The organism is Chloroflexia bacterium SDU3-3, from assembly GCA_009268125.1.
Taxonomy (GTDB): Bacteria; Chloroflexota; Chloroflexia; order Chloroflexales; family Roseiflexaceae; genus SDU3-3.
Map to the genome: position 1 here is coordinate 1 of WBOU01000034.1, position 15201 is coordinate 15201.

The window sequence follows — 15201 nt, forward strand, 5'->3', positions numbered from 1 at the left end:
CGTCCATGGCAAGCGCAACAGCGCGCCCACGAGGACCAAGGGTGAGTTTCACCGCGTCGGCCACACGGTCCACGCCATGCTTGAGCGATGCGCGGGCCTGATCATGAAAGAGCAACTGTTGTGTCATCGGGGCCTTTCTCGGCTACAAGGGAACCCAAGCGCCCGCGCCCACAGCCGGTAGGGCGCACGCGGGCGCGGGCAACCCTGAGAGGGCGGCCCTGGAAAGAAATACCAGCATGCGCATGGTATCTGGCGAGATCGGTGCGAGAGCACGTCCCCGCGATGCGACGGTTTGCCGCAGAGAGCAGGGCGTACAAGACCGTTCGGATGCAGGAGTGACGTCGGCGACCCACGCTGCGTGGGGGAGCGGGAGGGCGGGTGTCTCAGCGCTGGGGTGAGGGTGTTGAGCAAGATGCTCAATGTGCCAGGGTGTGCAACCCTAGTATACCACGGCGTCTCTCGCTGTGCGGAATACGAATGCCATCACCTAGGGGCTCTGTGTTCTCGGCAGACCGGAGATTCTTTTACCACCAAGAGGACAAGAAAGAAGGAAACGAATACCACAAAGACGCGAAAACAGGGAGGCAGCTATATATAATAGGAGAAACCAGTGGGCCAGCGCATCGGGATCTGGGGCTGGGTTTGTCTCGCGTATATGCCGATCCTCACGTTTGATAGGTTGCTCCAGCCGTGCACACAACGAGGAGGATCTGGGGTCTGATGAGACCGCTGGGTCAGTGCTCAGCCGATATCGCTTGTGACAATTGTAGGGGATAAGCGGCTTAGTATACCGCCTCTGTGCTCAAAAGTGAGAGAATGGGCCGTCTTCTTAGGGCCTATGCGTTCTCACCAGACCGCAGATTCTTCACCACCAAGACTTCAAGACACCACGGAACAAAGGGAACGAATAACCACGAAGATGGGAAAGCACGAAGGGGAATTTGATTTGCCACCAATATGCCGAGATGCGCAAAGAGGCCCATACCCAACATTTGTGCTCTAGAGCGCATTAATCGGTATCGTGTAAAAAGGGTCTATTAGGGGTTGAGCCGAGATACGTGTAATAATAGGAAATAAACGAAGACGTGTAACGGCTGCCCCCCCTGTAGAGGGTGCTGCATCATTCATTTTGCTCGGCACCACGGAAAAGGCAAGAATAACCGATACCGTGTATTTTACCGTTTTGAGGGATTATGCAAAAATCCCTCAAAACGCCCTCTTTTCGCCTCCGTGAGCCCCTGCACATGTATCCGTTCCTGTATCTTTCACCGTTTTGCGAGGTGATGTAAACCCTCCATGACGATCTACCAGCACGACAGTACCAAGTGCACACACGCCGAGCGGTTGCGCCGCTATCGCTCGCGTCTTCCGCACAGCAGGAGCCGCCGTGGTATACTAGGGATACTTACCCTGACATCTTGAGCATCTTGCTCAACACCTTGACCACCAACGCAGACAGACACCACTCACTCACGCCCACATCGTTTGGGATCAGCGTACGCTCTAGGTGCACAATGCGGTGGAGGGAGCGCTGCGCTGTCTGAGGGTGTCTCACCTTGGCTGAAAGCCCACCAGCGCACATGCGCATGCCTGCTGGTGGGCCTCTGTGCCCCCGCAACGCGATGATGCGTGGCGATCCCGCTGATCGGTGCTATACAACGCTCTGGAGCGCTCCAGAAAGACGAACCATGCCACACTTTACGCACTATATCTGTACCACTGGTCTGCTGCCGATCGTAGAGCAAGCCCTGCTCGCGCATGGTTATACCTACGATCCGCTCTTGCGGACACCCCATGGTACAACCATTACCCATGTATTGCACTACGCGTCCACAACCGTGCTTTTGGTGCAGCCGCCACACTATGCGATCGGCGAGATAGAGATCTGGGGCCCTGGGCAAAGCGCGGTTGCCAATATCCTCGACACGCTCGCGATTAATCCACATCGGCTTCCGCGCCTGTCCCCTTCGTGAGGGGCACACGGTCGGCGCGCGAGCGAGAGAGCGCTACCGACCGAGGGAGCACGGGCGAGCCGTCAAACGGCCCAAGCAGTGCAATCCATTGGGAGAAGAGCGGGTTGATACCTTTAACCGTCATGAGGGAGCATCCCAGGATCATACCGAGTATGACGAGAAAGAGCGGCGGCAGTGCGCTGAACCCAAAGAAGACTACAAAAGGTCTTAGAGCGCAGGGTGAGGATGCTCACTGCCGCCACCATAGCGTCACGTTCTGTTCACATGCTGTTGAGACCCCATGATCACGCAGATACGATCGCTCATGTCGGACCTCGTGTTCTCCATCGACGTTGGCCCCCTCGTCGACGGCAACCACATCGTGCTGCGCTGGATTGCACGCGGTCACTACGGCGGTGGCATTCCCAACACGGGAGCACCGGTGGGCACGCCCATCACCTTCCACGGCACCGACATCGTGCGCATCTCTGACCGTCTGATTGTCGAATACTGGCTCAATGCCGACACGTTCGACCTCATGAGCCAGCTGAAGATTGCTCCTTGACTTGCTATTACAACCCGCCTATACTCTCTAGCATAACGACACCACCACACCCTCTCACCCTCACCCTACTCCTTTTTTTCATAAAACTCAGGACGACCGCTCCTCTTGCGCCTCTTCGCATCGGGCACTGCGCTGGTGTGCGGCGTGGGGCACGGCCACAGCGCTGCCGCATGGGGCATACGCGCTGCGTACCACCGGGCTTTATGCCGATTCAGGAGTACGCTGGGGGCATCGGTCGCTTCATTCGGGCGGTGCGGATGCGCGCCAGCCTGGAGCGCAAGGAGCTACCTATGACCAGACAGCCACATGATGAAGCGCTCATCCGGCGGCAGGACCAGACCGAGCGCAGCGCAAGGCGAGATGATGCGCAGGACCGTTGGGAAGATGATGGTGGAGGCGGTACCTCATCCCCAGCGCACCCGACCACCCTGGCAGATCGGGTGCGGCCAGCCCGACCCCGCAGCGCGCTGCGGCGGTACCGCGTGCTCCGACCTTGAGCACCCCGCCAACATCACGACGCGATGAGCGACGACCTCGGGCGGAATAAGGGATGCCTGCGGCAATGACCACCCATTCGGGATGTCCCCGGATGGGTTCTGAGATGCGACAGAGGAGCGCTGGTATGAAGCCTCCCTTTGATGGCGTCGTCCTGTGCGCTGATGGCCTTTGTGGGTACATGATGGCGATCATCCTAGACCCCACCCAGAAACATATCACCCACCTGGTCGTGCGCGAGCTCGGGTTTGTGGAAACGGAGCGCCTGGTCCCGGTCGAGCTGGTCGAGGAGGGCACAGCAGCGCACCTCCACCTCCGCTGCACAAAAGAGGCGCTCACCGCCCTGCCGCCCTTTGTCTCCCACGGCGCGCTTGATATCGAACGCAGGCTATCGTGATGCCGATGCGCCCGCTAGGGCTGCGGGGCTGAATCGGCACCACATCACTATGTGCCCCCGCATCAGTACACGGTATGAAAGACACGCATATGAGCCACACCCACGCCACCCCGCCTCCATCCACCCCCGCATCGGACACGCCAGGTGCATCCGTTTGGCGCTGGCTTGCCGTTTTGGGGAACTATCAGACGATCGGCATCACCATTTTCGCGACCGCCGCAATCGTGCTGTTTGTGCTTCTACGCTTCGCGTGGGGGATGCCCGAGCGGATTGCGCAGGTGCCGCTGTTTGCGGCCTTTGCGGTTGGCGGTCTCCCGCTCCTCGTTGCGCTGGCGCGTAAGCTGTGGCGGCGCGAGATCGGCTCCGATGTTCTGGCGGGGATCGCCATCTTGGCCTCCCTGCTGCTCGGCGAGTATCTCGCCGGTGTGATCGTGATCGTGATGCTCGCAGGCGGCGAGGCGCTTGAGCAGTACGCGCTCGCGAGCGCATCCTCGGTGCTGGCCGCGCTCGCGAAACGGATGCCAGCGGTCGCCCATCGGAGCACGAGCGGCACGATCAGCGATATCACCCTTGAGCAGGTCGCCATCCAAGACACGCTGGTCATCTACCCGCACGATATCTGCCCTGCGGATGGGGTGGTGCTCTCCGGCCACGGCGTCATGGACGAGTCCTATCTCACCGGCGAGCCATTTCAGATCGCGAAGACCTCCGGCTCATCCGTGCTCTCGGGCGCGATCAATGGCGAGGCGGCGCTCACCATCCGTGTGATGAAGCGGCCCGCCGACTCGCGCTACGCGAAGATTATGGATGTGATGCGGGAGTCGGAGGCGACGCGCCCGCAGATCCGTCGGCTTGGCGATGCGCTCGGCCTGATCTACACGCCGGTAGCGCTGGCGGTTGCCGGGCTTGCGGGGGTGCTCTCCAGCGATGCGGGGCGCTTCCTGGCGGTGCTGGTGATCGCGACGCCCTGCCCGCTACTGATCGCCATCCCGGTCGCGATTATCGGCTCGATATCGCGCTGCGCCCGCCGCGCGATCATCGTGAAGCGCCCCGCAGTGCTGGAGCAGATCACCACATGCCGCACGGCGATCTTTGATAAGACCGGCACGCTGACCTATGGCGTCCCCGCGCTCACCGATCATCTCGTTGAGCCGGGCTGGACAAAGGAGCAGGTTCTCGCGCTGGTCGCTGGACTTGAGACCTACTCCAAGCATCCGCTGGCGCGCGCCATTGTGTCCGCCGCGCAGGAGGCCCAGATAACCATCCCCAACGCCGAGGAGGTCAGCGAGCAGCCTGGGCAGGGGCTTCGGGGCAGCGTCGCTGGGCATCAGGTCCTCGTGACCAGCCGCCAGCGGCTGATCGCCCAGCAGATCCCGGGGGCAGCGGGCATCCCACCGTCCGGTGATGGCCTTGAGTGTGTGGTCGCCATTGATCAGCGCTATGTGTCGACCCTCCAGTTTCGCGATACGCCGCGCGCGGATAGCCGCTCGTTTATCCGGCACCTTGGCCCCAAGCATCACATGCAGCGGGTCATGATTGTGTCAGGCGACCGTGAGGCCGAGGTGCGCTATCTCGCTGCGCAGGTCGGTATCAGCACGATCTATGCGCAGCAGAGTCCCGAGGAAAAACTCCGTATTGTGCGCGAGGAGACCGCCCACGCCAAAACGCTCTATGTGGGCGATGGCATCAATGATGCGCCCGCGATGCTCGCCGCAACTGTTGGGATTGCGATCGGCCAGAACAGCGATGTGACCGCCGAGGCTGCGGGGGTTGTGATCATGGACAACGCGCTTGAGAAAGTCGATGAGTTCTTCCACATTGGTCGGCGCATGCGCACTATCGCGCTTCAGAGCGCAATCGGCGGCATGGCGCTCAGCATGGTAGGCATGCTCATCGCCGCGACCGGCCACCTGAGTCCCGTGGGCGGGGCGATCAGCCAAGAGGTCATCGATGTGCTTGCCGTCCTCAACGCCCTGCGAGCGGCCTTTCCGCCACGGGTGATCAGCGATATGGGGTGAGCGCCGGGTGCGTCCGCCCCGAACAAGAGGCCTACGATGGAACAACCGATCCCGCTCTTCTGGAGCCTAGCCACGGATGAGGTGCTGCGGCAGCTTGGCAGTACCGAGCAGGGGCTGTCCCACGCGCAAGCGCAGCACGCCTATGCGCGCTATGGGGCGAACACGCTGGAGACCGCGCGCCGTCTCAGCGGCCTCGACCTCATGCTCAAACAGTTTCAGAGTCCGATCACCCTGATCTTGATCGGGGCAGCCACGCTTTCGTTTTTTCTGAACGACCGCACGAACGCGGTCATCATTCTCACTATCGTTGCGATCAGTAGCCTGCTCAGCTTCTGGCAGGAATATCGTTCCGACGCGGCGCTGGCCAAGCTGCTTGCCGTCGTATCGGTCAAGGCAACCCTTCAGCGTGATGGCAACAGCGTGCAGGTGCCAGTTGCCGATGTCGTACCGGGCGACCTGGCGCTGCTGGCTGCGGGCGCAACCATCCCCGGCGATTGCCTGCTGCTTGAGGGAGATGATCTGTTTGTCGATGAGGCGGCGCTCACCGGCGAGACCTACCCGGTCGAGAAACACAGCGGCGTGATTGCCGCCGCCGCCGCGCTCGGCGGTCGGACCAACGTGCTGTTCATGGGGACGCATGTGGTGAGCGGCACCGCCCGCGCCCTAGTGGTGCATACAGGCCATACCACCGAGTTTGGCAGCATTGCCGCCCGTCTTCAGCGCCACCCCGATGAGACAGAGTTCGAGCGCGGCGTCCGCCGCTTTGGCGCATTCTTGCTCGAAGTGACCATGGTGCTGATCGTGATCGTGTTCGCGGTGAACGTCTATCTCATGCGCCCGGTGCTTGACTCGTTCCTGTTCTCGCTCGCGCTGGCGGTGGGCCTCACGCCCCAGCTGCTTCCGGCCATTATCAGCATCAACCTCGCGCATGGGGCGCGGCAGATGGCAGCGCAGAAGGTCATTGTGAAGCGGCTTGCCTCAATCGAAAATCTAGGGAGCATGGATGTGCTCTGCGCCGACAAGACCGGCACGCTCACCGAGGGGAAGGTCCATATCGAGGCGATCATCGATATAGATGGCCTACCGAGCGAGACCGTCGCGCGCTACGCTGCGCTGAATGCGACCTACCAATCGGGCTATACCAACCCGATCGATGATGCGATCCGCCAAGATCGCCCCTTTGACCAGACGCCCTACCACAAGCTTGACGAGATCCCCTACGACTTCCTCCGCAAGCGGCTCAGCATCCTCGTTGCGCATGAGCATCGCGCGCTGATGATAACCAAGGGGGCGCTCCATCATGTGCTCGACGTCTGCGATCAGGCGGAGCGAGGGGATGGGTCGCCGGTGGCGCTGGACACGCTGCGCCCGCAGATTCTGGCGCGCTTCACCGAACTGAGCGAGCGCGGGTTTCGCACGCTAGGCGTGGCCTACCGCGCGATGGGTGATACCACCGCCATCAACAAGGCAGCAGAAACGGCAATGATTTTTGTGGGCTTTGTAGTGCTCGCCGACCCACCGAAGCCCGGCATCGCCACAACGATCCGCGATCTTGCCCAGCTCGGCGTCTCGCTCAAGATCATCACCGGGGACGCCCGCGTGGTGGCCGCCCACGTGGGCCAGCAGGTCGGGCTGTCGCCATCGGCACTCCTCACCGGGGACGATCTCCGCACGATGAGCAGCGCGGCCCTGACGACCAAGGTCAGCAGCATCCACATGTTTGCAGAGATCGAGCCCAATCAGAAGGAGCAGATCATCCTGGCGCTCCAGCGGGCGGGCCATGTGGTGGGCTACCTGGGCGATGGTATCAACGACGCCTCGGCGCTCCACGCCGCCGATGTGGGCATCTCGGTCGAGAGCGCGGTCGATGTGGCCCGCGATGCCGCCGATATGGTGCTGCTGGAGCGCGATCTTGGCGTGCTGCTGGAGGGCGTCCGCCAGGGGCGCATCACCTTCGCCAATACGCTCAAGTATGTGTTTATGGCCACCAGCGCTAATTTCGGCAACATGGTGAGCCTCGCAGGGGCCTCGCTCCTCCTACCATTTCTGCCGCTCCTGCCCAAGCAGATTCTGCTGGCCAATCTCCTCACCGATCTGCCCGAAACCGCGATCGCAACGGACTCCGTCGACCAGGACGCCGTGTTGCGCCCCCGCCGCTGGGACATGCGCTTTATCCGCAACTTTATGGTGACGTTTGGCCTGGTCAGCTCGCTGTTCGACTTCCTCACCTTCGGTGTGCTGATTATCTTTTTGCACGCAACCCCCGAGCAGTTCCGCGCAGGCTGGTTTGTGGAATCGATCATCTCCGCATCGCTGATCGTGTTGGTCATCCGCACAAGTGGCCCGAGCTACCGTAGCCGCCCCGGCGCAATGCTGCTGCTCACCACGGCGGCGGTAGACATCCTCACCCTTATCATGCCCTATACGCCGCTTGCGGTCTTCTTTGGGTTCAGCGCGCTGCCGCCGCTCTTTCTCGCCATACTCGGTGGAATCCTAGTGCTCTACCTCGTGACAGCTGAAGGGGTCAAATATCTCTTCTACCGATGGATTGCACCGCTTGGTCCATCTGACAGGTCGCCCGTGCTCCCGCACTAAGGCGCACGCAGTGCCATGGGCAGGCCAATCACGGGCATGGCACCGCGTGCGGGCGGTCTGGAGGCTATCCCAGCCGCGCTTGATGATGCATTGCCGCTGGGGCAGGCGGCGGATGGTGACCGGCTTCCGCCGCCTGCGTCGCATGGGTACGCCCGAGCAGCCATAAGGCCCAGCAGGCGTAGCCCGCCGCCATCACAGCGATCGGTACCCCTGGATACGGATCGAACCATACAGCTACGCCCTCCCTTGGAGGGTTCTCTCAAAACGCATGCGGCGTGAGGCATACAACGGTTTTGAGAGATGATGTCCACAGCGGCGAGGAAAACGACGAGGGAGGCATCGCAGAAAAGGCCGTTTTCGCGAGACGCCGTGAAACGATGACGTAGATCCATCCGAGCAAACATGGTGAAAAAAGGCGGAAGCGTGTGTTTTCGTTCCACTCCTCCTCACAGGCCTACATGTGCCATGATCGTTCACCTGAATTCGCCGATAGCCTCTATGTCGGCGCAACCCCTACGTGCTTCGCCTCGTAGCTACGACCAATCGTTGGTTATCGTATCGAGTGGTCGTGGACTGCACTGGTGAGTTCGCTTGTGACAGAGTTCCTTAGCGTCACGGTCTGTTCACATGCTGTTGAGACCCCATGCTGATGGCTGGGTCCTGCGCCACTATCTCAAGCGGATGCACCTTGAGGAGCGCTTCCGCGATGACAAAAGCGGTGGGTTTGATCTGGACCACTCGCGGCTCACCGACCCCAAACGGCTGGATGCCTTGTTGCTGGCGCTTGCGGTTGCGGTGTTGTGGGTCTACGAGTTGGGCGAAACCGTCCTGAAGGAGGATCAGCGTCGGATGATTGATCCGAGCGCCAAGCGGCACCTCAGCATCTTCCAACTGGGCTGGCGTTTTCTCCATCGGGTTCTCAGTGGTGGTATGCTGACCTGCTCGTTTTCGCTTCACCCTTTCAAACCAGACCCAGTTAGGAAAAGTGTTAGCTAATCAGGTGCTGGAGTTAGTACTTGATGACATCATCGCGTTGCGGGTACAGAGGCCCACCGGCATGCATGCGCATGTGTGCCGGTGGGCCACCAGCCAAAGAGGGATACCCTAGCATTGTTCACCTAGACTGTACGCTGCGTGACCACAGGCTGATAGTGCGGTCCGAGTACATCTGGCAACGGGCGGATGTAGGTGAGGGCGATCAGCCGCTCCAGCGCGGCGGCGAGCGCGCTCCCGGTCACGCCGGTGCGCTCCGCCAGATCTGCTGCTGTGCTGCCGTGCTGCTCAAGCACCGCTCGAAGGACCAGGCGCTCGGTATCGACCAGCCCTGGGTAGACCTCTTCGCGCACGACACCCAACCGGCTGGCGCTGGCGTGGTAGTCGTGCAGCGTCTCGCGCACAATCACGCCCTGGTCGGTGATCTCGTAGCGATATACATCGGTGCTGTGGGCGCTGTTGCGCATCTTCACCACCACCATGCTCTTATGCAGCCGCCCGGCAATCTCCACATAGCGCAGCAGCAGGATATCATCGGTTAGGAAGGAGATGACATAAGGGCTGAGCCGCAGGTCTGTTGTGTTCTGCGTGATCTCCATGGTCATCAGCACCACAATCCCCGTCTCGGTCAGCGCGCCGACCATCCGATACAGCGACTCGCGAAAATCCATGCGGAAGCTGGGGGCGAGCGCTAGCTCGAACCCCGAGATGGAGTCGATTGCCACTCGTTTTGCGCCGATCTGCTGCACCGCCGCATGGATCGTGGCAAGCGCTTCGTCGGGCGAGAGGTCGAGGGGGCGGATCGAGACCAGCCGGAGCATACCCTGGCGCTCCAGGGCGGCAAGGTCGATCCCCAGGCTTGCCGCCCGACGCATATAGTCGTGCTGGTGCTCCTCGAACATGGCGATCACCCCTGGCTCGCCCTGGGCCGCTCCGGCGGCGATGATCTGCGCCACTAGGACCGATTTCCCCACCCCAGAAGGGCCGCTGATCAGCATCGCATCGCCAGCAGGTATCCCGCCCCCGAGCAAGGCATCTAGCCCGGGCACCCCGCTGCACCCTCGCTCCAGCGCGGCACGCGGCTGCGGGGCATCTGCCGGATGCGAGCTGCGCAGCCGTGGGTAGACATGTAACCCCTCCGCAGTGATATGAAGCGTGTGCAGGCCAGGGGCAGCCGCGTGCCCCCGCGACTTGACCACCTGGAGCTTTCGCACTACCGAGTTCCGCTCGACCTGCTGCGAGAGCGTGAAGATCCCATCGGCGATGGTGAGCACCGGGTTGGTCTGCAGCTCATGGTCATGGTATTCGCCGACCAGGAAGGTGGTGGCCTGCCAGCTTGTCAGGTGCATGGCGAGGCGCTGCGTGAAGCTGAGCAGATCCGACGACTGCACCGCGCTGGTGGTGACCGCCCGCACGATCGCCTGGAAGGAGTCGACCACCACAAGTCTGGGGGCCACTGCTTCCACATGGCCAAGAATCCGCGCAAGTACGGCGTCAAGCCCAGCCTCAAAGAGCAGCGCGCTCAGATCGACAAACTGCACGCTCGCGCCAACCTTCGCGATATCAAAGAAGGCCATCTGCTGCTGGTAGCGGAGCATCTTTATGGGCGGCTCGCCCATCACCGTGAAGTAGATGGCTGGGCGCTCTGGCCCGGCGTTGGCAAACATGATCTGGTGGGCAAACGTCGTTTTTCCCGCTCCAGGCGTGCCGCTGATCAGGTTAAAGGAGAACTCGGGGAGCCCGCCGCCAAGCACCGTGTCAAGGCCAGGAACCCCTGTCGGCAAAAAGGTGATTGGAACCCGCTGTGGAGATGGGGGCGTATTCATTGCGACAACTCCTCGCCCTTCGCATATGCGAGCGGCACTGGCAGCGCAGGCCAGCGCTGTTGCAGCAGTCGGAAACCGAGATCCGCACCAATAAAGGTAAACAGCAAGGAGAGAAACTGGCTCACCAAGGCGTGGCTTCGCATGGCGGCTTCGGCCACTGTTCCTGGTGCGATCAGGAGATCCAGCTGATGTGGTGTGGCAGCAACCGGCGGTTCGGTATCCCAGGCGATGGTGCGGTACAGCAGGTAGAGCGACCGCGCCCACAGGCTATCGAACCCTGATGTTCCGAGGAAAATTGAAAGGTGTGTGCGGAGCTGATCATAGATGTGGACGGCAGCCATCAGGGTATCCTCACGCGAATCGGGTGCTCCCCCTGCCGACAGGAGAAGCCAGTAGGCCAGCGCATCGGGATCCGGGGCTGGATTTGTCCCGCGCATATGCCGCTCCTCATGATTGATAGGATGCTCCGGCCGTACGCACGACGAGGAGGATCTGGGACCTGACGAGACCGCTGGGTCCGTGCTCAGCCGATATCGCTTGTGACGATTGTAGGGGGTAAGCAGCTTAGTATACCACCTCTGCGCTTAAAAGCGAGGCGATATAATGGGCTGTCTTCTTCGCCGCCGCCTTGTGGGGCGTGATTGCGCGCTGGCCGGGGCCGACAATGAGGCTAGTCCATCGATGATGGCTCGCGCTCCTTGGCAAGGGTGGCGGGATCCCAGCCGTTGCGTAGGGCTGCGCGAATGATGAGGTCGAGGATTACCTGCGATCCGGCCTGCTGGCGTTTGGATGTGAGGAATCGGAGCGCGGACTCCACCTCTAGAACGCGGCTCGCAGGGATGGAGATCAGGAGATGTCCGCTTTTTCCATTCGATGTACGCCGTGAGATCTTCATGTGCCCTCCGCTGATGTATATACAGAAATGTTTTCCTCTTAGAGTATACACCCATTATCATTGGTATGCCAAAATGCAGGCGATCACTAGTCGCACAGGGTGTCCGCAGACTCTGGGATGCTGATTCTCGCTCTTTTCTGATGCGCTAATATGATGCCAGTAGCCCGAGCAATAAGAGATGAGCCATTGTGTGCTCATGAGCTTGCCCATGCTGTTGCACCTTTTAACTTGCCTCCATACATAGTGCTTGACTTGTATATACATATAGGATATACTATTGTTTATAGCATCACCCACACCTCCTCTATAACAATCACTCTTTTCTTTCTTATGCTATGGACACACGGGATCATCACCGTTGCCATATCATCGCAGCGATGCGCGCCAACCGTAGGATTATGGTGCATACGAGGTGTAGATCGTGTCGATGCTATATTCCCGCGTTCTGTTCGGCAGCACAGAGCCGAGGGTACACCAATACCTCCCACACGATGGGCCTTGTCATCTGCACAGAAGCTGAGAAAGGCAGCGCAGCGCGTTGACGCACTCCCTTGGCAGCCCACTCGCTGGATCAGAACCCACCCCATTTCTCCACCCATACCCTCGGGCGCGATATGCCCCACCCGAAGGCACAAACCGTTCGCTTTCCGGGCGTGATGTCACCTCGAACACATATATCTGGTGCTGCGTCCGATCTTCGATCTTGCGCGCTACCGAACAGGAACATGAATATGACACCAACTGTTTCCCATGAGCTGCATAGCAGCAATCATGATGTAGATCAGGGCACTGATACGAATTCGTTTGCCACTGTCAGCGCCATGCCGCCAGTAAACCCCGGCCCGGTCGCAATGACCGATACCGGTGCGACCGCCATCGCGACCAATGTGGTGGCCAAGATCGCCGGTATCGCCGCCCGCGAAGTGGAGGGTGTCCACGCGCTTGTCGGCAGTGGGGCGGGGGATGCGCTGTCTGGCCTCGCCCAGCGCGTGACGGGTGAGGATGCCAGCGAGCGGGGCGTCAGCGTTGAGGTCGGTCAGCGCGAGGCCGCTGTCGACCTGAAGCTCATCACGGTCTATGGCGCGAGCATCCCCGATGTAGCGCAGGCCGTGCGCAAGAATATCATCGGACGCATGCAGGAAATGACCGGGCTGATCGTCACCGAGGTCAATATCGATGTGGTCGATCTCTACTTCCCTGAGGATACGCACGCCGCCCCAGAAGCAGCGCGCACCGCGCCGCGGGTTGCTTAAGGGGCGGCGGTGGGCCATGGCTGGCTATGGCCCACCGCCTGCCAAAACGCGCATGTCTATCGACCCATAGCGATACCCTGGGAGTTGCCATGAATTACCTCAATCGTATCATCATCCTGCTGCTTGATCTGCTCATCTGCGCGGGGGCCATCGTTATCACTCTGATCACGTTTGGCATGCTTTCCCCAGCGCAGATTCTCCCCTCGCTTCTGCGCGAGACGGCCCTCTCTACTTGGCTGGCAGGCTTAAACGGCTTGGAAATGCCCCAGCAGGCACTGATCGCCCTGGGGATGTTGGCCATCCTTGGGATCGGCCTGCTGATCGGGTGGTATGAGCTGCGCCCGAGGGCGCAGGCACAGCCCCTGATCATCCGGGATGATGCCGTGGGGCAGGTGAGCGTACAGATCGAGAGCATCCGTCGGCTGATCGCCTATACGGCGGCACAGCACCCCCAGGTGCTCCAGCTCGAGCCGCAGATCCAGCTGCTCCCTGAGGGACTGCACATCCAGTGTGCGATCACGCTCGCGCCCAACGCGCTTCTCCCCGTCGTAACCAGCGAGCTTCAGCGCGATCTGAAACAGGCGGTTGAGCACCATATTGGGATGCGCGTGATCAAGATACACATCCACGTGCAGAGCGAACCGATTGCCCACACGCCCCCGCTGCGGCTTCCACGCGCCAGCCATCGTATGGTACGATAAGGTAGGCGGCATGGGCGCTTGGGATCATGGCCCTGCCTAGCGATTCTGACCCGAGACATGCTGCCATACTATGTAGTTGGCGCATGTCTCGCACCCTTCCTCTTTTATTCCTTCCCCTTTTCCTCATCGTATCGGGTTCCAACAATGGTACCCACCGCGGAGAACCCACATGATAGGATCTTCCAAACCTGTGGCCCTTGTGGACACGAGGGATCCTCAGCAGCAACTTCACGACCTGCAAGAGGTGAACGCGCAGCTGCTCGTTGCTGGCCTTTGCCAGCAAAATGATGCGGAGCAGCTGCGCCTCCAGATCGATTTCACCACCACCATCATGACCAGCCTTGGCGAGGGGGTCTACGTCATCGACATGGCTGGCCAGTGTATCTACCTTAACCCGGCAGCCGAGCAGCTGGCTGGCTGGCGGATGGCCGATCTTCAGGGGAGATCGCTGGAAATAATCTTTCTGGATACTGCCTCTACGCCAGCATCGGACCATGCTGGCGAGGGTATAGCATCGGTGCTTGCGGTGCTTCGCACGGGGGAGGTGCAGCGGCAGGATGAGGCGCAACTACGACGGCGCGACGGCGGGGTGTTCGCCATCGCGTATTCCGCCGCGCCGATGAGGATGGATGGCCAGGTGGTTGGTGCCGTTATTAGCGTTCGCGATATGACCCAGGCGCAGCAGCTGCGGCAGCTGCGCGAGGAGTATCTGGCCCTGGTCTCCCACGATCTTCGCGCGCCGCTCAGCGTGATGATGGGGTACGCCCAGCTCCTGGTGCGGCGGCTAGAACCTCATGGCCTCACCCGCGAGATCGGCCACGCCCAGATGATGCTTGAGAGCGGCCTTCGCATGAATGCGATGATCCAGGACATCCTCGATCACGGCCAAACTACCCCGCAGATCGATGTTGGCATCCAGACGCCCACAGATCTTGCGCTGATTGTCCAGCAGATGATCGACCAGACGGTGCAGCCCGACCAGCGGGACCGCATCGTGCTTGATGCGCCGCCAACGCTCCCTATCACGATCAACCAGCTACAGATCAGCCGGGTGCTGGTGAATCTTCTCACCAACGCGCTGAAATTCTCGTCACCTGAGCAGATGGTTCATATCCAGGTGCGCCAGCAGGCGGCGGAGGCGCAGATCCGCGTGACCGACCAGGGTATCGGCATGGCACCTGATGAACTGCTACATGCCTTTGAGTCGGGCTATCGGGCAAAGGATGTGGATAAGATCACAGGGCATGGCCTGGGCCTGTACAGCAGCCGCCTGATCGTAGAGGCCCATGGAGGGCAGATCTGGGTTGAGAGCGCGGTGGGGCAGGGTACCACGGTGACACTGACGCTACCGATCCGGTAAGCTGGCGCGGGTGGCCAGCATATTATGGCTACAATCGGTTGCTTTTGCCCGATGCCTAGGAGCGCCCGCCGGGTGCTTCGCGCGCTCCTAGGCGATGAAGGCTCCGAACCGTGGCGAGAATGTGGGTCGAGTCCGTGCGCTGTCGCCCCGT

At 60.9% G+C, this 15201-nt stretch carries 12 protein-coding genes; 8 read left to right on the forward strand and 4 right to left on the reverse strand.

The genetic code is table 11. The features are described from left to right. The first annotated feature begins 1688 nt into the window (after positions 1 to 1688). The 5 genes from F8S13_27230 to mgtA all read left to right on the forward strand — a co-directional run bounded on the left by F8S13_27230 (position 1689) and on the right by mgtA (position 8022). Entirely contained in the window at positions 1689 to 1973 is a 285-nt protein-coding gene (locus F8S13_27230) for a hypothetical protein (protein ID KAB8139652.1), read from the forward strand. 280 nt (positions 1974 to 2253) lie between these two features. After that, positions 2254 to 2517, forward strand: coding sequence for an ester cyclase (locus tag F8S13_27235; protein KAB8139653.1), 264 nt, complete (start codon positions 2254 to 2256; stop codon positions 2515 to 2517). Positions 2518 to 3139: 622 nt separating this feature from the next. Next, the gene (locus F8S13_27240) at positions 3140 to 3409 is read left to right on the forward strand and encodes a hypothetical protein (protein KAB8139654.1); all 270 of its coding nucleotides are present in this window, start codon (positions 3140 to 3142) and stop codon (positions 3407 to 3409) included. Between the two features lie 89 nt (positions 3410 to 3498). Beyond that, positions 3499 to 5427 carry a heavy metal translocating P-type ATPase gene (locus tag F8S13_27245; GenBank protein ID KAB8139655.1) on the forward strand — a complete coding sequence of 643 codons (1929 nt, stop codon included), beginning with the start codon at positions 3499 to 3501 and terminating at the stop codon, positions 5425 to 5427. A gap of 36 nt (positions 5428 to 5463) precedes the next feature. Then, positions 5464 to 8022, forward strand: coding sequence for a magnesium-translocating P-type ATPase (gene mgtA, locus F8S13_27250; GenBank protein ID KAB8139656.1), 2559 nt, complete (start codon positions 5464 to 5466; stop codon positions 8020 to 8022). 612 nt (positions 8023 to 8634) lie between these two features. Here the strand turns inward: mgtA and F8S13_27255 are convergent. The 4 genes from F8S13_27255 to F8S13_27270 all read right to left on the reverse strand — a co-directional run bounded on the left by F8S13_27255 (position 8635) and on the right by F8S13_27270 (position 11736). Continuing rightward, positions 8635 to 8934, reverse strand: a complete 300-nt coding sequence (locus F8S13_27255; GenBank protein KAB8139657.1) for a hypothetical protein — start codon at positions 8932 to 8934, stop codon at positions 8635 to 8637. 206 nt (positions 8935 to 9140) lie between these two features. Continuing rightward, entirely contained in the window at positions 9141 to 10841 is a 1701-nt protein-coding gene (locus tag F8S13_27260; GenBank protein KAB8139658.1) for an AAA family ATPase, read from the reverse strand. Beyond that, the gene (locus F8S13_27265; protein KAB8139659.1) at positions 10838 to 11278 is read right to left on the reverse strand and encodes a hypothetical protein; all 441 of its coding nucleotides are present in this window, start codon (positions 11276 to 11278) and stop codon (positions 10838 to 10840) included. Before F8S13_27265 ends, F8S13_27260 begins: the two co-directional genes overlap by 4 nt. Before the next feature lie 233 nt (positions 11279 to 11511). Further along, a complete protein-coding gene (locus F8S13_27270; protein KAB8139660.1) occupies positions 11512 to 11736 on the reverse strand; it encodes a hypothetical protein in 225 nt (74 codons plus the stop codon). An 821-nt stretch (positions 11737 to 12557) separates the two neighbouring features. Here F8S13_27270 and F8S13_27275 point away from each other — a divergent pair. The 3 genes from F8S13_27275 to F8S13_27285 all read left to right on the forward strand — a co-directional run bounded on the left by F8S13_27275 (position 12558) and on the right by F8S13_27285 (position 15050). Further along, positions 12558 to 12989, forward strand: coding sequence for an Asp23/Gls24 family envelope stress response protein (locus F8S13_27275; protein KAB8139663.1), 432 nt, complete (start codon positions 12558 to 12560; stop codon positions 12987 to 12989). Positions 12990 to 13015: 26 nt separating this feature from the next. Further along, the gene (gene amaP, locus F8S13_27280) at positions 13016 to 13690 is read left to right on the forward strand and encodes an alkaline shock response membrane anchor protein AmaP (protein KAB8139661.1); all 675 of its coding nucleotides are present in this window, start codon (positions 13016 to 13018) and stop codon (positions 13688 to 13690) included. 76 nt (positions 13691 to 13766) lie between these two features. After that, positions 13767 to 15050 carry a HAMP domain-containing histidine kinase gene (locus F8S13_27285; protein ID KAB8139662.1) on the forward strand — a complete coding sequence of 428 codons (1284 nt, stop codon included), beginning with the start codon at positions 13767 to 13769 and terminating at the stop codon, positions 15048 to 15050. Positions 15051 to 15201 lie beyond the last annotated feature (151 nt).